At 69.8% G+C, this 21,712-nt stretch carries 19 protein-coding genes and 1 pseudogene; 8 read left to right on the forward strand and 12 right to left on the reverse strand.

Annotated features, from left to right (window positions below; genetic code table 11):
• Window positions 1-2,112 carry an MMPL family transporter gene (locus ACFY3C_RS02610; protein ID WP_390769426.1) on the forward strand — a complete coding sequence of 704 codons (2,112 nt, stop codon included), beginning with the start codon at window positions 1-3 and terminating at the stop codon, window positions 2,110-2,112.
• 79 nt (window positions 2,113-2,191) lie between these two features.
• On the opposite strand, the gene ACFY3C_RS02615 is transcribed toward ACFY3C_RS02610, so the two are convergent.
• The 5 genes from ACFY3C_RS02615 to ACFY3C_RS02635 form a co-directional block, all read right to left on the reverse strand.
• On the reverse strand, window positions 2,192-2,383 hold the full coding sequence (locus ACFY3C_RS02615; RefSeq protein WP_386577871.1) for a hypothetical protein: 192 nt from the start codon (window positions 2,381-2,383) through the stop codon (window positions 2,192-2,194).
• A gap of 95 nt (window positions 2,384-2,478) precedes the next feature.
• Window positions 2,479-3,387 carry a sugar phosphate isomerase/epimerase family protein gene (locus ACFY3C_RS02620; RefSeq protein ID WP_386577869.1) on the reverse strand — a complete coding sequence of 303 codons (909 nt, stop codon included), beginning with the start codon at window positions 3,385-3,387 and terminating at the stop codon, window positions 2,479-2,481.
• Window position 3,388: 1 nt separating this feature from the next.
• Window positions 3,389-4,300 carry an ATP-binding cassette domain-containing protein gene (locus ACFY3C_RS02625; RefSeq protein WP_390769427.1) on the reverse strand — a complete coding sequence of 304 codons (912 nt, stop codon included), beginning with the start codon at window positions 4,298-4,300 and terminating at the stop codon, window positions 3,389-3,391.
• Between the two features lie 6 nt (window positions 4,301-4,306).
• Window positions 4,307-5,383 carry an ABC transporter permease gene (locus ACFY3C_RS02630; RefSeq protein ID WP_386577867.1) on the reverse strand — a complete coding sequence of 359 codons (1,077 nt, stop codon included), beginning with the start codon at window positions 5,381-5,383 and terminating at the stop codon, window positions 4,307-4,309.
• Complete coding sequence (locus ACFY3C_RS02635) at window positions 5,383-6,402, reverse strand: sugar ABC transporter substrate-binding protein (RefSeq protein WP_390769428.1); 1,020 nt, start codon at window positions 6,400-6,402, stop codon at window positions 5,383-5,385. Before ACFY3C_RS02635 ends, ACFY3C_RS02630 begins: the two co-directional genes overlap by 1 nt.
• Window positions 6,403-6,576: 174 nt before the next feature.
• Here ACFY3C_RS02635 and iolD point away from each other — a divergent pair, with 174 nt between their 5' ends.
• The 6 genes from iolD to ACFY3C_RS02665 all read left to right on the forward strand — a co-directional run bounded on the left by iolD (window position 6,577) and on the right by ACFY3C_RS02665 (window position 14,821).
• The gene (gene iolD, locus ACFY3C_RS02640) at window positions 6,577-8,469 is read left to right on the forward strand and encodes a 3D-(3,5/4)-trihydroxycyclohexane-1,2-dione acylhydrolase (decyclizing) (RefSeq protein ID WP_390769429.1); all 1,893 of its coding nucleotides are present in this window, start codon (window positions 6,577-6,579) and stop codon (window positions 8,467-8,469) included.
• 39 nt (window positions 8,470-8,508) lie between these two features.
• Window positions 8,509-9,294, forward strand: a complete 786-nt coding sequence (locus ACFY3C_RS02645) for a GntR family transcriptional regulator (RefSeq protein WP_390769430.1) — start codon at window positions 8,509-8,511, stop codon at window positions 9,292-9,294.
• 289 nt (window positions 9,295-9,583) lie between these two features.
• The gene (locus tag ACFY3C_RS02650; protein ID WP_390769431.1) at window positions 9,584-10,897 is read left to right on the forward strand and encodes an ABC transporter substrate-binding protein; all 1,314 of its coding nucleotides are present in this window, start codon (window positions 9,584-9,586) and stop codon (window positions 10,895-10,897) included.
• Window positions 10,898-10,905: 8 nt separating this feature from the next.
• Window positions 10,906-11,886, forward strand: coding sequence for a carbohydrate ABC transporter permease (locus ACFY3C_RS02655; protein WP_390769432.1), 981 nt, complete (start codon window positions 10,906-10,908; stop codon window positions 11,884-11,886).
• A complete protein-coding gene (locus ACFY3C_RS02660; RefSeq protein WP_390769433.1) occupies window positions 11,883-12,767 on the forward strand; it encodes a carbohydrate ABC transporter permease in 885 nt (294 codons plus the stop codon). The genes ACFY3C_RS02655 and ACFY3C_RS02660 overlap by 4 nt, the downstream gene beginning before the upstream one ends.
• 35 nt (window positions 12,768-12,802) lie before the next feature.
• Window positions 12,803-14,821: a beta-galactosidase gene (locus tag ACFY3C_RS02665; RefSeq protein WP_390769434.1), complete on the forward strand. Its 2,019-nt coding sequence runs from the start codon at window positions 12,803-12,805 to the stop codon at window positions 14,819-14,821.
• A 30-nt stretch (window positions 14,822-14,851) separates the two neighbouring features.
• Here the strand turns inward: ACFY3C_RS02665 and ACFY3C_RS02670 are convergent, their stop codons facing one another.
• Window positions 14,852-15,148, reverse strand: coding sequence for a hypothetical protein (locus tag ACFY3C_RS02670; RefSeq protein ID WP_390769548.1), 297 nt, complete (start codon window positions 15,146-15,148; stop codon window positions 14,852-14,854).
• A gap of 109 nt (window positions 15,149-15,257) precedes the next feature.
• Window positions 15,258-15,536, reverse strand: a pseudogene (locus tag ACFY3C_RS02675) (aspartate kinase); the annotation flags it as partial.
• Here ACFY3C_RS02675 and ACFY3C_RS02680 point away from each other — a divergent pair.
• Entirely contained in the window at window positions 15,500-15,937 is a 438-nt protein-coding gene (locus ACFY3C_RS02680) for a histidine kinase (protein WP_390769542.1), read from the forward strand. The pseudogene ACFY3C_RS02675 and the gene ACFY3C_RS02680 overlap by 37 nt on opposite strands.
• Window positions 15,938-15,996: 59 nt before the next feature.
• Here ACFY3C_RS02680 and ACFY3C_RS02685 read toward each other — a convergent pair whose 3' ends face one another.
• The 5 genes from ACFY3C_RS02685 to ccrA all read right to left on the reverse strand — a co-directional run bounded on the left by ACFY3C_RS02685 (window position 15,997) and on the right by ccrA (window position 21,667).
• Window positions 15,997-17,199, reverse strand: coding sequence for an MFS transporter (locus ACFY3C_RS02685; protein ID WP_386577859.1), 1,203 nt, complete (start codon window positions 17,197-17,199; stop codon window positions 15,997-15,999).
• A gap of 70 nt (window positions 17,200-17,269) precedes the next feature.
• On the reverse strand, window positions 17,270-18,244 hold the full coding sequence (locus ACFY3C_RS02690; protein ID WP_386577858.1) for a hypothetical protein: 975 nt from the start codon (window positions 18,242-18,244) through the stop codon (window positions 17,270-17,272).
• 108 nt (window positions 18,245-18,352) lie between these two features.
• Entirely contained in the window at window positions 18,353-19,201 is an 849-nt protein-coding gene (locus ACFY3C_RS02695) for a 4Fe-4S domain-containing protein (RefSeq protein WP_386577857.1), read from the reverse strand.
• Window positions 19,195-20,400, reverse strand: a complete 1,206-nt coding sequence (locus ACFY3C_RS02700; RefSeq protein WP_390769435.1) for a cytochrome P450 — start codon at window positions 20,398-20,400, stop codon at window positions 19,195-19,197. Before ACFY3C_RS02700 ends, ACFY3C_RS02695 begins: the two co-directional genes overlap by 7 nt.
• Before the next feature lie 22 nt (window positions 20,401-20,422).
• Entirely contained in the window at window positions 20,423-21,667 is a 1,245-nt protein-coding gene (ccrA, locus tag ACFY3C_RS02705) for a crotonyl-CoA carboxylase/reductase (RefSeq protein ID WP_386577855.1), read from the reverse strand.
• Window positions 21,668-21,712: the final 45 nt, after the last annotated feature.

A 21,712-nucleotide genomic window follows, 5' to 3' on the forward strand; every position in this document is an offset into this window, starting at 1 on the left:
ATGGTGCGCAAACTTGCGTCCCTGCCCAGTGGCAGGGTGGCGAAATGGGTCGTCCTGGCTCTCTGGACGCTCCTGCTGGTCCCGGCCCTCCTGCTGGCCGGCAAGCTCGGTGACGTCGAGGAGAACGACAACTCGGCTTGGCTGCCCGGCAACGCGGAGTCGACACGGATCGTCGACCGGGCCGAGAAGTTCCGGCTCGCCGACACCGTGCCCGCGATCGTGGTCTACGACCGGCCCGGAGGTGTCACCCCTGCCGACATGGCCAAGGCCCGAGCCGACGCCGAGGCCTTCAAGAGCATCAGGAACGTCGTGGGGCAGCCGCAGGGCCCGGTGAGGGCCCAGGACGGCAAGGCCATCCAGACCGTGGTCCAGGTGCGCAAGGACAGGACGGGCTGGGAGGGAATCGGCAAGGTCGTCGATGCGATGAGCAGGGTCGGCGAGGCGAACACGGGCGGTCTCGGGTTCCACGTCACCGGACCGGCCGGGTACGCGTCGGACTCGATCAAGGCGTTCGGCAAGGGCGGCGGTCTGACGACGATCACCGCGGCGGTGGTGGTCGTGATCCTGCTGCTCACCTATCGCAGCCCGGTACTGCCCGTGCTGCCGCTGCTGACCATGGGCGGCGCCCTGGTCACGTCGGAGGCGGTGATCTACCTGCTGGCGAAGAACGCCGGACTCACCGTCAACAAGCAGACCAGCTTCATTCTGACGGTGCTGGTGTTCGGCGCCGCCACCGACTACGCGCTCCTGCTCGTCTCGCGGTACCGGGAGGAGTTGCGGCGGCACGAGGACCGGCACGAGGCGATGGCGGAGGCCCTGCACCGCTCCGGTCCCGCGATCGTCGCCAGCGCCGCGACTGTCGCGGTCAGCCTGACGCTGCTGATGCTGGCCACCCTCAACTCCACCAAGGGGCTCGGGCCCGCCTGCGCCGTCGGCGTCCTCGTCGGGCTGCTCGCCATGGTCACCCTGCTGCCGGCCCTGCTGGTCATCTGCGGCCGCTGGATCTTCTGGCCGGTGCGACCGTCGTACGGATCGGCCGGTGCGACCGGGGACGGCATCTGGACGCGGGTCGGCACCGCCGTCTCCGGCCGGCCGCGGATCGTGTGGATCGGCACCGCGCTCGTCCTCGGCGCCATGGCGACCGGGCTGTTCGGGCTCAGGGCCGACGGGCTCTCCAACACGGACCAGTTCACCGGCAGACCGCAGACGGCCGTCGGCGAGGAGATCCAGTCCAGGCACTTCCCTGCAGGGTCGGGCGACCCGGTCTATGTCGTGGCCGAGGCCGCCTCGGCGCAGCGGGTGCGGGCCGCGCTGTCCGGCGTACCGGGAGTTGTCGACGTGTCGACACCGAGGGTCGTGGCCGGTGAGGCCATCCTGCTCGGGGAACTCGAGGACGACCCCAGCAGTACGGCCGCGCTGCGCACCGTCGAGCGGGCCAGAACCGCGGTCCACCGGATCGAGGGTGCGAACGCCCAGGTCGGCGGCAACACGGCGGTCATCCTCGACACGCGGGAAGCGGCCGCCCGCGACTCCGCGGTGATCATCCCCATCGTGCTGGTGATGGTGTTCCTCATCCTCGCGCTGCTGCTGCGGGCGATCGTCGCGCCCCTGCTGCTCATGGCGACGGTGGTGCTGTCGTTCGCGGCGGCCCTCGGCGTGAGCAGTCTGATGTTCGACCACGTGTTCCACTTCGCGGGGGCGGACGCCTCCTTCCCGCTGCTGACGTTCGTGTTCCTGGTCGCGCTGGGCATCGACTACAACATCTTCCTGGTCACCCGGGTGCGCGAGGAGGCGCTGCTGCACGGCACCCGGCGCGGCGCGCTGACGGGTCTGTCCGCCACCGGGGGTGTGATCACGTCAGCGGGTCTGGTGCTGGCCGGCACCTTCGCGGCGATGGCCTCGCTGCCGCTGGTGTTCGCGGCCGAGCTGGGGTTCGCGGTGGCGTTCGGTGTGCTGCTGGACACCGTGATCGTCCGCTCGGTGCTGGTCACCGCGCTGACCCTGGACGTGGGCCGCTGGATGTGGTGGCCCAGCGGGCTGTTCAGGCGTCACGACGACCCCCGGCCGCCGTCGGGCACGTCCGACCCCGAACCCGCGCTCGCGGGCACCTGACCACGCACCGCCACGGGCCTTCCGCTCCCGGCCGGAAGGCCCGTTCCACCTGAGGCGCCGCACCGGAACGGCGTCTGCTTCAGCCGCAGTACCGGATCAGCCACTCGTCCGCGTTGTACGTGTCCCGCGCCGGGTCCGGCAGGGTCGCCGGCCTCGTCTCCACCGTGTCCTCCGGGCGTATCCGCTCGGGCAGCCGGCTGAAGCGGCCGGGGGTGTCGGCCGCCTCGGCGGCGTGCTGGGTCGTTTCGCGGAGTTCCGTGCGGTGAGCCATGTGGTCCGTCCTCCCGTACTCGCGGGCGTTCCCCGTTGTCGGTCAGAACGCGCGCACGCCACCGTTCGTTCCCGGCAGGCCCGGGGCCGAACCGCTCAGGCCCCGCACGACCTCAGGAACCTGCGTGTCCGCACCGCGATCGGCAGCGGCTTGTCCGGCTCGCACGGGTACATGTCCTGCTCGACGATCGCGAACAGTTCCACGCCGAGCCGCTGCGCCGCCTCCAGCACCGGCCCCAACGCGGGGACGCCGGAGGGCGGTTCGCACATCACGCCCCGCTGCACCGCGGGCCCGAACGGCACCTCGTTCGCCACGACCTCGGCGAGGATCGCCGGGTCGACCTGCTTGAGGTGCAGGTAGCCGATGCGCTCGCCGTAGGTCTCGATCAGCTTGACGCTGTCGCCGCCGCAGTAGGCGTAGTGCCCCGTGTCCAGGCAGAGGTTGACCAGCTCGGTGTCGGTCGAGTCGAGGAACCGCTCGACGTGCTCCTCGGTGTCGATGTGCGTGTCGGCGTGCGGGTGCACGACGAGTTCGAGGCCGTACGTCTCCTGCACCTCGTGGCCGAGCCGTTCCATGCCCTTGGTCAGGTGCGCCCACTGCTCGGCCGTCAGCTCCGGCGGCTCCAGGATCTCGGCGGTCTTGTCGTCCCGCCAGAAGGAGGGGATGACGACCAGGTGCCGCGCGCCCATGGCCTGGGTGAGGGAGGCCACCTGGCTGACGTGGGTCCAGGTCTCCTCCCAGACGGACGGGCCGCGGTGCATGCCGGTGAAGACCGTACCGGCCGACACCTTCAGGTTCCGCCGCCCCAACTCGTCCGTGAGCCGGGCCGGGTCGGTGGGGAGGTAGCCGTAAGGGCCCAGTTCGATCCAGTCGTAGCCGGCCTCGGACACCTCGTCGAGGAAGCGTTCCCAGGGGACCTGCTGCGGGTCGTCCGGGAACCACACGCCCCAGGAGTCGGGGGCGGAGCCGACCCGGATGCGGTCGAGCGGAGACGGGTTCGCCATGTCAGGAGGTCCCTTCCGAGGGGGTCGCCACGGGTGCGGTGAGGTCCTCCTCCTCGGGGAGTTCCTCGACGTCGACACCGCGGACCTGGGCCAGCTCGTGCTTGAGCGCGGCGAGTTCGGCGCCGCCGGCCATGTGGTTGGTCAGCTCCTCCAGGCTGACCTCGCTGCGGTCGGCGCTGAGTTCGAGGGTGCCCAGGCGCAGCACGCTGAAGTGGTCGCCGACCATGTAGGCGTGGTGCGGGTTGTGGGTGATGAAGATGACGCCGAGGCCGCGGTCGCGGGCGGCGGCGATGTACTTCAGCACCACCCCGGACTGCTTGACGCCGAGGGCGGCGGTGGGCTCGTCCAGGATCAGGACGCGGGCGCCGAAGTAGACGGCGCGGGCGATGGCCACGCACTGGCGCTGGCCGCCGGAGAGCGTGCCGATGGGCTGCTCCAGGTCGTCCAGGACGATGCCCATGTTGCGCAGTTCCCGGTCGGCGGTCCTCTTCATCGTGTCGATGTCGAGCCGGCGAACGGGCCAGGGGCCCTTGGTCACCTCGGAGCCGAGGAAGAAGTTCCGCCACACCGGCATGAGGGGGACGGTGGCGAGGTCCTGGTAGACGGTGGCGATGCCCTTGTCGAGAGCCTCGCGCGGGCTGTTGAAGCGCACCGGCCGGCCGTCGACGAGGAAGTCGCCCTCGGTGTGCCGGTGCAGCCCGGAGATGATCTTGATGAGGGTGGACTTGCCGGCGCCGTTGTCGCCGAGGACGCAGGTCACCCGGCTCGCGTGGACCGTGAGGTCGACGCCGTGCAGGGCGCGGATGTTGCCGTAGGACTTGCCCGCGCCGCGCAGTTCGACGAGGGGGCCGTCCTCGGCGGGGGCGGTGTCCTGGAGGACGGCGCCGTGGGTTCCGGTTCCGTTGCTTGTCATCGGGTCTTACCTCCGGGTCGCCGTGCGCTGGACCCACAGATTGATCAGGACGGCGCCGAGCAGCATCACGCCGAGGAAGGCCTTGAACCAGTCGGGGTTCCAGCCCGCGAAGACGATGCCCTGGTTGACCATGCCGAACATGAACGCGCCGAAGACGGGGCCGATCGCGGAGCCGGCGCCGCCGGTGAGCGAGCAGCCGCCGATGACGGCCGCGGCGATGTAGATCAGCTCCTGGCCGACGCCCTCACCGGACTGCACGGTGTTGAACGAGAAGAGGTTGTGCATGCCGATGAACCAGGCGCCGAGGCCGACCAGCATGAACAGGGTGATCTTGGTGAAGTTCACCGGGACACCGACGGCACGGGCGCTCTCCTTGTTGCCGCCGACGGCGAAGATCCAGTTGCCGTACTTGGTGCGCAGCAGCAGCCAGGTGGCCAGGGCCGCGAAGGCCAGCCAGTAGAAGACCGTGATCTTGACCTCGACGCCGCCGATGTCGACGGAGGACGCGAAGATCTTCTTCGCCTGGTCGAAGCCGTCCATGTTGCTGATGTCGTCGGTGGCGACGTTGTCGGTGATCAGCTTGGTCACGGCCAGGTTGGCGCCCTGGAGGATCAGGAAGGTGCCGAGGGTGACCAGGAAGCTGGGCAAGCCGGTCTTGACCACCATCCAGCCGTTGAAGGCGCCCACGGCGAGCGAGGCGAACAGCGCGACGATCACGCCCACCCACACGTTCATCGTCAGCTGGTAGCTGATCATGCTCGCCACGAGCGCGGAGCTGATCACGGCGACACCGGACGACAGGTCGAACTCGCCGCCGATCATCAGCAGGGCGACCGGGAGGGCCATGATGCCGATGGTCGAGGACTGGTAGAGGACCGTGGCTATCGAGCTGCCCTGGCGGAGCGAGGGCGCGGCGATCAGGAAGAAGATCAGGACGGCCACGGCGCCCAGGAAGACGCCCACTTCGGGGCGGGCCAGCAGCCGGATCACCAGCGGGCGCCGGGCGGTACGGCCGTCGGCCTGCTTGGGGCCGGACGCCGGCGGTCTCCCGACCGCCGGCTCAGCCTGCTGAGTCATGCTCATCACCGGGTGCCCTTCGCGGCGAACTGGGCGATCCGGTCGACGTTGGACTTGTCGACGAAGGCCGGGCCGGTCAGCACCGGCTGCTCGCCACCGCCGCTGTAGTTGCCGTTGTTCTTGTACAGCCACAGGGAGTCGATCGCGAGGTAACCCTGCAGGTACGGCTGCTGGTCCACCGCGAACCGGATGGTGCCCTTCTTGATGGCGCTGGTCAGCTGGTTGTTCAGGTCGAAGGTGGCGACCTTGGCCTTGCTGCCGGCGTCGCCCACCGACTGCACCGCGGTCAGCGCGAAGGGGGCGCCCAGCGTGACCACGTAGTCGATGGCGCTGTCCTGCTTCAGCTTGGCCGTGATCGTGGACTTCACGGACGGCATGTCGGTGCCGTTCACGTACAGCGTCTCAGTCGTGCCGGAAAACGTCTTCTTCACGCCGTCGCAGCGCTGGGTGAGGCCGACGTTGCCCTGTTCCTGGATCACGCAGACGGCCTTCTTGGCGCCGACCTCGTTCAGCCTCTTGCCGAACGCCTCGCCCGCCACCGTCTCGTCCTGTCCGAAGAACTGCAGCAGACCGAGCTTCTTCCAGTCGCTGAGCCCAGAGTTCAGGCCGACCACGGGGATCTTCGCCGCGTCGGCCTTGTTGACCACGCCCTTCATGGCGTCCGGCTTGGCCAGGGTGATCGCTATGCCGTCGACCTTCTGGTCGATCGCGTTCTGCACGAAGTTGGCCTGGTTGCCGGCGTTCGGGTCGGCGGAGTAGATCAGCTTGATGTTGTCCTTCGCGGCGGCGGCCTCTGCGCCCTTGCGGACGATGTCCCAGAAGGTGTCGCCCGGCGACTGGTGGGTGACCAGCGCGACCGTCATCCGGGGAGTGTTGGCCTTGCCGGCTGAGGCACCCGACCCTCCCTCTTCGGCCTTCTTCCCCCCGGAGCTGCTGGAGCAGCCGGCGAGGGTCAGGGCTGCCGCAGCGGCCACTGCCACGACGGGGGCCAGTCTGCGGGGGCGGGAGTGCGAAGAGCGGTCCATCTGTCCTGCACCTCACTGTGCTACGGGGGAAGGGACGCTGTTGCGTTGGGACGGGATACAAGCCCCTGCAGAGCCCGCTGTCAATACTTTGTTAAGACATCATTTCACGAGCTAGTCAGAATGTAAGTACAAACCATTGACAGTGCCGCCTGTTCCCGCATACACCTGTGAGGCATGAGCCACTCGACGAGCGCATCGACGAGCCGTCTGACCGTCGCCCAGGCACTGGTGCGGTTCCTGTCCGCCCAGTACACCGCACGCGATGGCGAACGGCACCGACTGATCGCCGGTACCTGGGGCATCTTCGGGCACGGCAACGTGGCGGGGATCGGCCAGGCGCTGCTCGAATACGGCGATGTCATGCCGTACCACCAGGGCCGCAACGAGCAGGCGATGGTGCACGCGGCCGTCGGCCACGCCCGCCAGCTCGACCGCCTCTCGGCGCAGGCCGTGACGACGTCCATCGGCCCGGGCGCGACCAACCTCGTCACCGGCGCCGCCCTGGCCACGATCAACCGGCTGCCCGTGCTGCTCCTGCCCGGCGACTACTTCGCCACCCGCCCGGCCGATCCGCTGCTGCAACAGCTGGAGCACCCCGGCCAGTTCGACGTCTCCGTCAACGACACGCTGCGCCCCGTCTCCCGCTACTTCGACCGGATCACCCGCCCCGAGCAGCTGATCCCGTCGGCGCTCCAGGCGATGCGCGTGCTCGCCGACCCGGCCGAGACCGGCGCCGTCACCCTCGCCCTGCCGCAGGACGTGCAGGCGGAGGCGTACGACTGGCCCGAGGAGTTCTTCGCCGAGCGCGTGTGGACCGTACGCCGGCCCGCGCCGGACCCGGCGGAGCTGGCTGAGGCCGTCCGGGCGGTCCGGGCCGCCCGCAGGCCGCTCCTCGTCGTGGGCGGCGGAGTCCACCACAGCCGCGCCGAGGACGCACTGCGGGCCCTGGTCGACGCCACCGGCATCCCGGTCGCCGCCACCCAGGCCGGCAAGGGCTCCCTGCGGCACGACCACCCGGCCGACCTCGGCGGCATCGGCCACACCGGCACCGCGGTCGCCGACGACCTCGCCCGCGGCGCCGACCTGGTCATCGGCGTCGGCACCCGCTACACCGACTTCACCACCGCCTCCGGCACCCTGTTCCAGCACCCCGAGGTCCGCTTCCTCAACCTCAACATCGCCGCCTTCGACGCCCACAAGCTCGCCGCGCGGACCGTGGTCGCCGACGCCCGGGCCGCCCTGGAGGCGCTCACCGAGCAACTGGCCGGCTTCCGCGTCGACCCGGCGTACGAGGCCGGGTACCGGGCGGGCAAGGAGCGCTGGGAGCAGGTCGTGGAAAGCGCCTTCGGCGCCGCCGACGAGGACGCCGTACCCACCCAGACGCAGGTGCTCGGCGCGCTGGACGCGGTCGTCGGGGACGACGACGTGCTCATCAACGCGGCGGGCTCGCTCCCCGGCGACCTGCACAAGCTGTGGCGGACCCGCTCGCGGCGCCAGTACCACCTGGAGTACGGCTACTCGTGCATGGGCTACGAGATCCCGGCCGCGATCGGAGTGCAGCAGGCGGCCCCGGACACGGTGGTCTGGGCGCTGGTCGGTGACGGCACCTACCTGATGATGCCGACCGAGATCGTCACCGCCGTACAGGAGGGGCTGCCCGTGAAGCTGGTCCTGATCCAGAACCACGGGTACGCCTCCATCGGCGGCCTCTCCGAGTCGGTCGGCGGCGAACGGTTCGGCACCGCCTACCGGTACCGCGCGGCCGACGGCACCTTCAGTGGCGCCCCGCTGCCCGTCGACCTCGCCGCCAACGCGGCCAGCCTCGGCATGGACGTCCTGCGCGCCAAGACCGTACGGGAGCTGCGCGCGGCGCTGGCCACCGCACGCGCGGCCGACACCCCCACCTGCGTCTACGTGGAGACGGACACCTCGGGCCCAGCGCCCACCGCCCTCGGGGCCGAGGCCTGGTGGGACGTACCGGTGGCCGAGACCGCGACCCGCGAGGCGGCCGTACACGCCCGCGAGGACTACGACCGCCAGGTCGCCGGCCGCCGCCGGCACCTGTGAACCGCCCCGCCCTGTCCGTGCTCTGGAAGGAGGTGCCCCGTGGCGAAGACCGGTGACTCCGCTCGTCCCGTGGCCGGCTCCGCGCTCGACTCACTGGACTTCGACCTGGACCGCACGAGTCCGGTGCCGCTCTACTACCAGCTCGCCCAGCAGCTGGAGGCGGCCATCGAGCACGGGATCCTCGCCCCCGGGAACCTCCTGGGCAACGAGGTCGACCTGTCCGTGCGCCTCGGCCTGTCCCGGCCCACCGTCCGCCAGGCCATCCAGTCCCTGGTCGACAAGGGGCTTCTGGTGCGACGCCGCGGCGTCGGCACCCAGGTGGTGCACAGCCAGGTCAAACGACCCCTGGAACTGAGCAGTCTCTACGACGACCTGGAGTCGGCCGGGCAGGGCCCGACCACCCGGGTGCTGCGGGGCGAACGCGTCCTGGCCGGCGCCGACGTGGCCGCGGCCCTCGGCATCGCGGAGGGCGCCGAGGTCGTCGTGCTGGAGCGGCTGCGCTGCACCCACGGCCAGCCGGTGGCGTTCCTGTGCAACTACCTGCCAGCGGCGCTCCTCGAACTCGACACCGAGCGGCTGGAGTCGACGGGCCTGTACCGGATGATGCGCTCGGTGGGCATCAGCCTGCACAGCGCCCGCCAGACGGTCGGCGCGCGCAGCGCCACCGCCGAGGAGGCGGCCCTGCTGGACGAGAAGGAGGGCGCGGCCCTGCTCACCATGCAGCGCACCGCCTACGACGACACCGGGCGGCCGGTGGAGTACGGCACCCATGTCTACCGGGCGTCGCGCTACGCCTTCGACTTCCAGCTTCTGGTCAGACCCTGACAGTCCTGGTCAGACCAGGAAACGGAATCACTCGTGTTCACACAGCCCCCGCGGCCGCAGCTGCCGCGGGGGCCGTTCTGCCTGTTCTTCAACAAAGTTGCAGGTAACGATGACGATTACGTTTCGGGCAAGAGACACCCCAGGGCGACCCGAGCTATTGACGCATGAGCGGACATGGGGCTGTTATTACGCCACGATGTTCGGTCGAGTTGGTTTCTGATCGGTTTCGAGGACCTTTCGGTGATCGACTCATCCCCTTGACCGCACCCTGTATGCCTCAGGAGCCGCCATGCGCCTCTCCCCTTCCGGTCTTTCGGTCCCGGGTCCCAGCCGTCGCTCGCTGCTGCGTGGAGCGGGCGGTGCCGCCCTCCTCGCAGGTGCCGGCATACCCCTGCTGTCCGCCTGCGGCGGCAGTGGCTCGTCCTCCGACCCGAAGACCGTCACCCTCGGCTCCAACGCCTCGGACGCCGTGCCGAAGAAGGCCTTCGCGGATGTCTACGCGGCCTTCAAGAAGCAGTCCGGCATCACGGTCGATGTGAACACGAAGGACCACAACACCTTCCAGGAGCAGATCAACTCCTACCTGCAGGGCACTCCGGACGACGTGTTCAACTGGTTCGCCGGTTACCGCATGCAGTTCTTCGCGGCGAAGAAGCTGGCCACGCCGATCGACGACGTGTGGGCCAAGATCGGGGGCAACTTCCCCGACGCGATGAAGAAGCTGAGCAAGGGCGAGGACGGCAAGTACTACTTCGTGCCGCTGACCACGTACCCGTGGGCGGTCTTCTACCGCAAGAGCGTCTTCCAGCAGCACGGCTACAAGGTCCCCGCCACGTGGGACGAGCTGGTCGCCCTGTGCAAGCAGATGAAGAAGGACGGCCTGGTCCCGATCGCCTTCGGCGACAAGGACGCCTGGCCGGCGATGGGCACCTTCGACCAGATCAACTTCCGCCTCAACGGCTACGACTTCCACGTCCAGTTGATGGCGGGCAAGGCCTCCTGGACGGACGCCAAGGTCAAGGCCGCCTTCGACCACTGGGCCGAGCTGCTCCCCTACCACCAGGACGGCTTCATGGGCCGCACCTGGCAGGACGCCGCCCAGTCGCTGGTGTCCAAGAAGGCCGGCATGTACCTCCTGGGCTCCTTCGTGGCCCAGCAGTTCACCAACAAGGCCGACCTGGACGACCTCGACTTCTTCCCCTTCCCGGAGATCAACCCCACCTACGGCCAGGACACCGTCGAGGCGCCCACCGACGGCTTCATGGTCAGCAAGGCCCCCAAGAACCACGCCGGTGTGGTGAAGCTGCTGGAGTACCTGGGCTCCCCGGACGCCGAGCAGACCTACCTCAAGGGCGACCCGAGCGTGGTGGCCGCCTCCAGCAAGGCCGACACCTCCTCCTACTCGGCGCTGCAGAAGAAGGCGTTCGACATGATCAGCGGCGCCAAGAGCCTCACCCAGTTCATGGACCGCGACTCACGGCCGGACTTCACCTCGACGGTGATGCAGCCCGGACTGCAGAAGTTCCTCCAGAACCCCAAGGGCGTGGACAGCTTGCTGTCGTCGATCGAGCGCCAGAAGAAGCAGATCTTCGCGTCCTCGTGAGCAGCGGCATGACGACCGACACGACGACGAAGACCCCGGAGGCGGCCGCCGTGCCGCCTCCGGGCGCTGCTTCCGCATCCAAGCGGGCCGCGCAGGGCCACCGGCGCCTGCTGACCCGCCGTGACCGGCTCACGCTCGCCCTGATGGCGGGCGTGCCCACGGTCCTGCACGTGGCCCTGGTCTGGGTCACCGCCCTCGCCTCCATCGCGCTCGCCTTCACCACCTGGGACGGCATCGGGTTCGACTCGATCAAGTGGGTCGGCCTCGACAACTTCACCCAGCTCTTCAACGACAACCCGCAGTTCTGGCCGGCCGTCCAGCACAACGTCATCTGGTTCGTGGTGCTGATCCTGATCCCGACGCCGCTCGGCCTGTTCCTCGCCGTGCAGCTGGACAAGAAGATCCGGTTCAGCCGCGTCTACCAGACCGCGTTCTTCCTGCCGGTCGTCATCTCCATGGCGTGCATCGGCTTCGTCTGGCAGCTCGTCTACAACCCGGACACGGGCCTGATCAACAGCATCATCGGGGCCAACGAGCCCGGCCACTACATCGACTGGATCGGCGACCCCAAGCTCAACCTGTGGGCCGTCCTCATCGCCGCGTCCTGGCGGCACACCGGCTACATGATGATCCTGTACCTGGCCGGTCTGAAGAGCGTCGACCCGTCGCTCAGGGAAGCCTCCGCGCTCGACGGCGCGGGCGAGTGGCAGACGTTCAAGAACGTCATCTTCCCGACGCTGCGCCCGACCAACACGGTGGTTCTGGTCGTCACCATCATCGAGGCCCTGCGCGCCTTCGACCTGGTCTTCGTCTTCAACAAGGGCGCCCAGGGCACCGAGTTGCTGTCGATCCTGGTGACCAACAACATCATCGGCGAGTCCAGCCGGATCGGTTACGGCTCGGCCATCGCCCTCGTCCTGCTGGTGATCTCCCTCGCGGTGATCATCCCGTATCTGATCGCCACCTTCCGGAAGGAGCGGCGCGCATGAGCACGACTGTCACGCTGAAGCGGCGCACTCCCGTCCGGCCGGCTCGCGTCATGCTGCACGTCTTCCTCGCCGGCACGGCCCTGGCCTGGCTCGCGCCCCTGCTGTGGGCGATCTTCTCGGCGCTGCGGCCGTACAGCGAGACCAGCGCCAAGGGCTATGTGTCCTGGCCGGACACGCTGAACTTCGACAACTTCAAGAACGCGTTCGTCCAGTCGGACATGATGCACTACTTCGGCAACACGCTGATCATCGCCGTACCGGCCGTGCTGCTGACGCTGTTCCTGTCGTCGATGGTCGCCTTCTACGTCAGCCGGTTCGACTTCCGGCTCAACCTGGCGCTGCTGCTGGTCTTCACGGCGGGCAACCTGCTCCCGCAGCAGGTCATCATCACCCCGCTGTACCGGCTGTACCTGCTCACGGACCTGCCCGGCATCACGGCGAGCGGCAAGCTGTACGACTCCGCGCTCGGGCTCGTGCTGATCCATGTGGCGTTCCAGTCCGGCTTCTGCGCCTTCGTGCTGAGCAACTACATGCGCTCGCTCCCGCACGAGCTGACGGAGGCCGCGCTGGTCGACGGTGCCTCGGTGTGGCGGCTGTACTGGCAGATCACGCTGCCGCTGTGCAAGCCGGCGATGGCGGCCCTGGCGACCCTGCTGTCGATCTGGATCTACAACGACTTCTTCTGGGCCCTCGTGCTGATCTCGACCGGTGAGAACATGCCGATCACCTCGGCGCTGAACAACCTCTCCGGCCAGTACTTCACCGACCCGAACCTGGTGGCCGCCGGCGCCCTGCTCACCGCGATCCCGACGCTGATCGTGTACTTCGCGCTCCAGCGCCAGTTCGTCAGCGGTCTCACCCTGGGCTCCAACAAGGGCTGAGGCACGCGCACTTGAAAGAGAACGAAGAAAACCCAGTGAAACGCACCCTGTCCGTCCCCGGCCTCGCCTACGGCGGCGACTACAACCCCGAGCAGTGGCCCGAGGAGGTGTGGGCCGAGGACATGCGCCTGATGCGCGAGGCCGGGGTGACCATGGTCAGCATCGGCATCTTCTCCTGGGCCCTGCTGGAGCCGTCCGAGGGCGAGTTCGACTTCTCGCGCCTGGACCGGATCCTGGATCTGCTGCACGAGAACGGTATCGCCGCCGACCTGGCCACCCCCACGGCGGCGCCTCCGGCGTGGTTCTTCCGCGCCCACCCCGAGGCGCTGCCGGTCGACCGGGACGGCCGCACCCTCTCCTACGGCAGCCGCCAGACGTTCTGCCCGTCCAGCCCCGCCTACCGCGAGGCGGCGCTGCGCATCGCGGGCGCGCTGGCCGAGCGGTACGCCGGTCATCCGGCCGTCGCCATGTGGCACGTGCACAACGAGTACGGCTGCCACAACGCGGCCTGCTACTGCGACACCAGCGCGGCGGCCTTCCGTCGCTGGCTGCGGGCCCGCTACGGCGACGACCTGAGCGCCCTCAACGACGCCTGGGGCACGACCTTCTGGTCCCAGTGGTACTACGACTGGGAGGAGATCCTGCCGCCGCGCGCCACCGGCGCCGTACCCAACCCGACGCACCAGCTGGACTGGCGCCGCTTCTGCTCGGACGAGCTGCTGTCGCTGTACACGGCCGAGCGGGAGGTGCTGCGGGCGGCGGCCCCCGCGATCCCGGCCACCACCAACTTCATGGTGATGGCCACCTTCGACGCCCTCGACTACTGGCGCTGGGCGCCGGAGCTGGACGTCGTCGCCAACGACCACTACCTGATGTCCGCCGACCCCGAGCCGGAGATCGACATCGCGCTCAGCGGCGATCTGATGCGCTCGCTCGCGGGCGGCCCGTGGCTGCTGATGGAGCACTCCACCGGCGCGGTGAACTGGCAGCCCGTCAACCGGGCGAAGAATCCCGGTGAGTTGCGCCGCAACGCGCTCGCGCATGTGGCGCGCGGGGCGGACGGCATCGCGTACTTCCAGTGGCGGGCGGCGAAGGCGGGCGCCGAGCAGTGGCACTCGGCGATGCTGCCGCACGCGGGCACCGACAGCCAGATCTGGCGGGACGTGGTCCGCCTGGGCGCCGACCTGAAGGCCCTGGCCGAGGTCCGCGGCAGCACCGGCCCCGCGGAGGTCGCCGTCGTCTGGGACTGGAACGCCCGCTGGGCCCTGGAACTGCCCTCCCAGCCGAGTGGCGAACTGCGGTACCTGGACCTGGTCCGAGCCTGGTACGAGCCGCTGTGGCGGGCGGGCGTGGCCGTGGACTTCGTCCGCCCCGACTCGGACATGTCCGCCTACCGCCTGGTCCTGGCGCCGAACCTGTACCTGGTCGACGACACGGGCGCGGCGAACCTCGCGGCGTACGCCGAGCGGGGCGGCACCCTCGCCGTCGGCTTCCACAGCGGGGCGGTGGACGAGAACTGCCATGTGCGGCTGGGCGGTTACCCGGGGGCGTTCCGGGACGTGCTGGGCGTGCGCTCCGACGAGCCGTTCCCGCTGCTGCCCGGACAGCAGGTCGACCTGAGCGGCGCGGTGCCGGACGGGGCGACGGGCACGCTGTGGTCGGAACGGCTGCGGCTGGAGGGCGCGGAGGCGCTCGCCTCCTACGCCGACGGCCCTCTGGACGGCGTCCCGGCGGTCACCCGGCACGCCTACGGCACCGGGGCCGCCTGGTACCTGGCCACGCTCCCCGACCCGGCCACCCTGACCGCCCTCCTGGACCGCATCCGCACCGAGGCGGGCGTGGAGCCGGTGCGTACCGCCCCGGCCGGTGTGGAGGTGGTCCGCAGGCGCGGCCCTGAGGCGGACTACGTCTTCGTGATCGACCACTCCGGCCGGGGCGCGGACCTGCCCGTCGCACCGGGCGCCACGGAACTCCTCACCGGCAAGAAGACGGCCGGCACGGTCACGGTCGCGCCCGGGGACGTGGCGGTGGTGCGGGAGCCGCGCGGTCGGTGAGCCGCGTCCGACGCTGGGGCGCACACGTGGTCAGGCGTGTGCGCCCACCGGACCGACGAGCGCGTCGTGCAGCCGCTGGGCGAGCCTGACAGCGTCCTCGGGGTCACGGGCGACATGGGGCGTCGCACGGGTGCCGGTGATCTCGGTGACCAGAACCCCCAGCACCTCCGCCTCGGGCAGCTCGACCCGGTGCAGCCGGTCGAGGTCCCGGTGGCCGCCGATGACGGCGAGGTGCGGCCCTCCGGTGAGCCGCACGCTGTCGACGCCCTCGGTGCCGAGCACGCCGTACGCGTGGTCGGCCTCGGCGTCCGTGCGGTAACCGAGCACTCTGGACTCCGGTTGAGCACGACGGCGGCCGCCCGGACTCCGGTGGCACCGATCCGGGTGCCACCGGGTACGGGGCCCGGTTGCGGCGGCGGACCAGCGTGACGCCGTACTGCTCGGCGGCCCGAACGCACGGCCGGTGGAGCACCTGCGCCCAGTACCGGGCCAGCAACGCCGCCGTCTCGTAGGACAGTTCGGGCAGCGGGCGGGCACCACGGACCAGGCCGGGGTCGGCCGTGCAGACGCCGCCGACGTCCGCATGGATCTCGCAGCTGTCCGCGCCGAGCGCGCCGGCGATCCGGACGGCCACACCGCTGTGGTGCAGCGCCCGCGCGGGAGGAGGAGAGGCGCCATCTGCGGCGCGACATCCACGACGGGCTCGGCCCGGCACTGGCGCGCCTCAGGCTGCGCGTCGAGAACGCCACCGCGCGCCTGCCCTCCGTCGATCCGGTACACGACGCGCTCCGGGCCGCTTCCGACGAACTCGGCATGGCGATCCAGGAGGTCCGGCGGATCACGGAACGCCTCGGCCCCGGGCCGCTGGTTGAGCTGCGCCTCAGCTGCGCCCTGGGACAGCTCGTCTCGGGGTTCGACCACGCCCGCACCCGGATCGAGCTGCACCTCAGCTACGACCCCGGCCCGAAGTCAAGCGGCATCGGACTGCGTTCCATGGCCGAGCGGGCCGCAGAGATTCTCGTCTTACTCGTTCCTGAGCCGACCGGTCACGCCCCCGAGGGACCGGCCGTGCGGTACGCGGACCAACATTCCGGCCCACCTGTCCCAGGAACATGAGCCGGACGCCCCGTCCCCGCCCCAGTCGAAAGCTCGTGGCCGGCGTGAACGAACCCGAGTCACCCGCGTGAGCGCAGGAGCAGAGCCGGCAGGGGCAGCAGCGCCGCGGCGGCGGACCAGGCCAGGGTCGGGTAGCCGACGGTCGCAACGACCGCGCCGGCCAGGGCTGTTCCGCCGGCCCCGGCCAGGCCCATCACCAGGTCGACCAACCCCTGAACGGCCGGCCTGCTCTCCTGGGAGACGGACTCGGTCAGCACCGTCGAGCCGGCGATCATCGTGCCGGACCAGCCGAGTCCGAGCAGCCCGATACCGAAACCGAGCAGCAGCGGATCATCACCGGCCGAGGCGGCGATCGCACACGAGCACACCAGCAGCAGCGCGCCCGCGCCGATCACGGCCCGCCGGCCGAACCGGTCCCCCGCAGCACCGACCACCGGCGCCAGGCCGAACATGCCGGCCAGATGCACGCTCATCACCACGCTGACCACGCCGGAGCGCCCCACATGGTCCAGGTGGACCGGGGTCATGGACATCACGACAAGCATGACCAGGTGACCGCTGACCACCGCGGTGAAACCCAGCCGGGCACCTCGGCCGGCCACCGCCTGCCGGGCGGCCTCGGTGAACGCGGACCGCCGGCCGCCGGAGCGCGGCGGTGGGCCGGCCAGGCCTGCCTGACGGGCCAGCAGCAGCGGATCCGGGCGCAGCACCAGCGCGACGATCGCCGCCGCCACTGCCAGCGTGAGCGCGCTGAGCAGGAAGGGGCCGGCCATCGGCGGGCCGCCGAGTCGCCGGCAGAGCCGGTCGGCGGGTACGGCGGCCAGCGGGCCGCCGACCGCCCCCACGGTGGTCGCCCAGACCACGACGGACAGGCTGCGACCGCGAGCCCCCGGCGGCGCCAGATCGACCGCGGCGAACCGGGCCTGGAAGTTGGCGGTGGTGGCGCAGCCGAACAGGAACATCGCCGGGAACAGCAGCGGCACCGGGCGCAGCCACGCGGTGACCGCCAGCAGCACCGCACCGGCCGCGGCGATCAGATAGCCCAGGGCCAGGCCGAACCGCCTGCCCCGTACCCGCATCCAGCCGGCGACCGGCAGGGCGAGCAGCGCCGCGCCGACGGCCAGCGTGGCCCCGGCCAGGCCGGCGGTGGACTCACCGGCCAGCCGCGCCGCGAACAGAACGCCGACCGCGACACCGATCCCCACGCCGATCCCGCCCACGAGCTGTGCACCGAACAGCCCGGCGACGGTCCTGCGCTGCACGCGGGCGAGCAGCGCGGGACCGATGGACGGCGACCCGGACTCCGGCGGTCGGCGGCGGCTCGACGCGGGGTCAGTGCGACGAATGATCGTGACCCTGCTCGGGCTGCGTGGTGCCCGCGGTCTGCTGCGCGGTCCCCCAGTCCGGCGGCGGAGTGCCCGCCGGTGCGCTGCGGTGGACGAAGTCCTCGAGCGTCATCAGGTAGTCGTGCTGCCCCGGCCGGTAGGACACGCACGACTTGCGCGGGTAGTAGCCGCTCAGCTCGACCTCAGGCGCCTGCTTGAGAGCGATGCAGTCACGGTTCGGCTTGGTCGGGGTGAGCCATTCGGTGTTGAACACCGTTTCCCAGAAGGAGATGTGCGCGTTGTACGTACCGTAGACGAACGCCTGGGTGAACGGCCCGCCGTTGACCGGCGGCGCGTTCAGGTCGGCAATGTGGTTGCCCATGCGGCCCGCGTCCCCGGGCATGCCGAACCCCGGCGGGTAGAACGGCTCCGGCACCGGCAGCATCGCCTTCTTGTGGTCGTCGCAGTTCACCAGCACCGCGCCGCACGGTCCGGTGCGAATGGCGTTGCGCGCGTAGTAGTCCTGGATGAAGAAGTGCAGATCGAAGTGCGGCTTGTCGAAGACGTGTGCCGGGCCGTGCCCGGACGGCTGCCAGTTGAACATCATCCACTGGAACGGCAGCCCCTTGAGTTTCGGGAACCACAGCACCCGCTCGTGCCCGCTCTTGCACTCGGTGGCCGGGTCGACGCTGCCGTTGCCGTCGACGTCGTAGCAGGTGTTGCCGTCGCTCACCGGCTTGGTCGGCAGTGACTGTGCCGCGGCCTCGTCGACGGTGATGCCGATCATCTTGGGCGCACCGTCCGCGTCGCGCGAATACACCGACTGAACATAGCCGTTGCCCAGTGAAAGCCGGTTCTCGACGATGACTCTGTCGGCGACATCGCCGCTCGTGGTCCCTGCCGCACCCTGCTCGGCGAACGCGGCGATCGAGACGAACAGGACCGCGGCGATCACGGCCCGGATCATTGTCGACTTCTTCATCCAGTCAAACCCCCGTCTGATCAATGCTTTTCCTGTGATGACCGGGTGAACCCCGGCGGGACGGCCGCTGCCGGCCGCCCCGCCGTGTCCACTCCGCGTGTCAGCCGGTCAGTGCGACTTGCCTTCCCACCGGTACTTCTCGAACGGCGCGTCCAGTTCGGCGCGAGTCAGCCGGTTGGCGAAGGTCGACATGGTGTACGTGCCGATGCCCAGCACGACCTCCAGGGCGTTCTGCTGGGTGTAACCGGCCCCGAGGAACGCGTCGATGTCCTGGTCGGCCACCCCACCCTTGGTCTCCAGTACGGCCAGCGCGAACTGCCGCATGGCCTCCAGCCGGGCGTCCTGCAACGGCTCGCCGTTGCGCAGCGCCTCGATCAGCTCGTCCGGGGCCTGCTGCCCGGCCAGCATGGTCGAGTGCATGGCGACGCAGTAGTGGCACTCCACGAAGGTGGCCATGGTGAGGATCATGACCTCACGTTCCATCGCCGTCAGCGTGGTCTTGTCGAACTCTCCGAGGTTGCGCTGGAAGGTGGCGAGCAGTTCCGGCGACGCCGCCATCTTGGCCACCGGGGCCGGAATGAAACCGAACTTCTGCTGGGCGCCGGCGACCATGCGCTTGCTGTCCTCCGGCGCGGTCTCCGGGGTGTGCGAGACGAACTTCGACTCGGTCATGACTTCCTTTCCCATGTGCGGGATTGTTGTGTGCGGGCCTTCTTGGGAGTGGGTCTTCCTGGCATGCGCGGGCAGGAGCGAGAGAGCCTGCACCGGGCAGGTCTCCACCGCCAGCGCGGCTGTGCGTGCGGTTTCCGCGTCGAAGTCGTCGGTCAGCAGCACCACCCGGCCGTCGTGGTCGTTCTGGTCGAACACCCTCGGCTCGGTGAGCACACACTGTCCGGCGCCGATGCACCGCTCGACGTCGGCGGCGACCCGCAGGCTGTGCCGGCCGACGGTCACCACGCGACCGGCACTTTGGTCACGCCGTAGATCATCCCGTCGCTCTTGTACGGGAGACCGTCCAGCGGCGCATCGAGCCGCAGGCCGGGAATCCTGGCGAAGAGCGTGGTGAACACGATCTCCAGTTCCATCCGTGCCAGGTTCTGCCCGAGGCACTGATGGATTCCGTAGCCGAATGCGATGTGCTTGCGGGCACTGCGGCGGATGTCCAGCGTGTCGGGATTCTCGTATACGGCGGGATCGCGATTGGCCGCGGCGGACAACGGCAGGATCGCATCGCCCCGTTGGACGCTCACGCCGCCGATCTCGAGGTCGGCGGTGGCGGTGCGGAAACTCACGGTGTCGGCGATGGTGAGGAAACGCAGGAGCTCCTCGACCAGCTGAGGCGCGAGCGACGGGTCCGCCTTGAACGCGGCCAGCTGGTCCGGGTTGTCCAGCAGCGCGAGCGTGCCGAGTCCGATCATGCTGGTGGTGGTCTCGTGTCCGGCGTTGAGCAGCACCTGGGCCGTGCTGATCACCTGTTCCGGGTTGTAGGCGTCCGCCTCCTGGTACCTGACGATCAGCCGGCTGAGCAGGTCCTGCTCCGGTGCCTGAGCCTTGGCGGCAACCAGCTCGGCGAGGAACTCGCGCAGCTCGCCGATGGCCGAGGCCACCTCCTGCTCGGTGCTGACCCCGTCGACCAGCACGTCGGCGATGTGCAGGAACCGCTCCCGGTCGGCATAGGGCACGCCGAGCAGCTCGCAGATCACCTGGGAGGGCACCGGAACGGCCAGCGCTGTGAACAGATCGGCGGAGCGTCGGCCGTCGGCGAGCATCGCGTCGATGCACTCGTCCACCACCTGCTGGATGAACGGGCGCATACCCCGGATGCGCTTGACGGTGAACTCGTTGGTCACCATCCGGCGGTGCACGGTGTGCTCCGGCGGGTCCAGCGCGACCAGCGGGATCTTCTCCGGTGGCGGCAGCTGATCCGGGTCCTGCACCCGCAGGGCGCCGGGCGGCCGGTAGGCGGTCAGCCGGGAGTCGGCCAGCAACTGCCGGACCAGTTCGTGGCTGGTGAGCACCCAGGTGTGGCCGCCGGTGCGCAACGACGCGCGGGTGATGGGCTGTTCGGCGCGCAGTACCTCGTATTCCTTCGGTGGGTCGAACGGGCAGGACCGGCCGAGGGGAAACACCCCTGTTCCGGCCTCGGTGTCTGTCATCGGAGAACTCCGCACTCTTTTCTCAAGCCACGTCGAGGGAGGTCATGCCGGGCTGGGGAGCGTTGACGAGAACGGCCATGTTGCCCATCGCATGCGTGTTGTCGTGCATCATCTGGTGCGCTTTGCCGATGTCGTCGAAGCTCCCGGTCCAGGACAGACAGGGTTCGACGAGTCCGGCCGACACGAGTTGGGTGATCGCCCGGCACTGGGCGACGTTGGCGAAGTGCGATCCCTGCAGGCGCTTCTGCCGCATCCACAGGAACCGGAGGTCCACATCGGCGTGGAAACCGGTGGTGCCGCCGCAGATCACCACCATTCCCGCGGTGTCGCACAGGTACATCGAGGTGGGGATGGTGTCCTGTCCGGTGTGCTCCAGCACGATCTTCGGCGAGCGCTTCTCGCCGATGATGTCCCAGAACTGCTTCCCGAACCGCCGGACCTCTTTCAGCCAGGCCGCGGTCGCCTCGGCGTCGTCGATGTCCGGCAGCCGGCCCCAGTGGCTGAATTCGCGCCGGTTGATCACGCCCTTGGCGCCCAGTTCAAGGCAGTAGTCCGCGCGTTCCTCGGAGGAGACGACGGCCACGGGGATCCCGCCGAACGCCCGGACGATCTGGATGGCCATCGTGCCGAGGCCGCCGGCGCCGCCCCAGATGAGCACGGGATCGCCCGGCCGCACCACATGGGGCTGCCAGCCGAGCAGCTGCCGGTACGCTGTCGCGCCGACCAGCAGGTAGCCGGCGGCCTCCTCCCATGACAGCCGCTCGGGTTTCGGGTGGCACTGGTACTCGTCGACCACGGTGAACTGGGCGAACGCGCCCCAGCTCTCCTCGTATCCCCACACCCGCTGGGTCGCGGAGGTCATCGGGTCGGCACCGGCCCGGATGTCCGGTGCGGACTCGTCCCAGCGGCAGCCGGAGAGCACCACGTGATCGCCGACCCGGGTCTGCCGCACGCCCTCGCCGACCGCCCACACCACGCCGGAGCCCTCGGACCCGCCGATGTGGAAGTCCTCGGTGTCGCCGGCGCGCCGTCGGGCCGCGATGACGTCGACCGGCTTGCCCAGCGCAGCCCATACGTTGTTGTAGTTCACCCCGGCCGCCATCATGCGCACCAGGACCTGGCCCCGGCCCACCGCGGGCACGTCCACCACCTCGGTGCGGAACGCGTCCGCCGGGCGGCCGTACCGCTGCGGGCGGATGACCGACGCATACATCTGCTCCGGGATCTCGCCCAGGGGGAGGTTCTCCCCCAGCTCACTCAGCCGCATGCTCACAGGCCCTCCCAACCGGATGATGTGATCGCATTCGAACCT

The sequence above is a fragment of the Streptomyces sp. NPDC001410 genome (genome assembly GCF_042895235.1).
Lineage (GTDB): Bacteria > Actinomycetota > Actinomycetes > Streptomycetales > Streptomycetaceae > Streptomyces.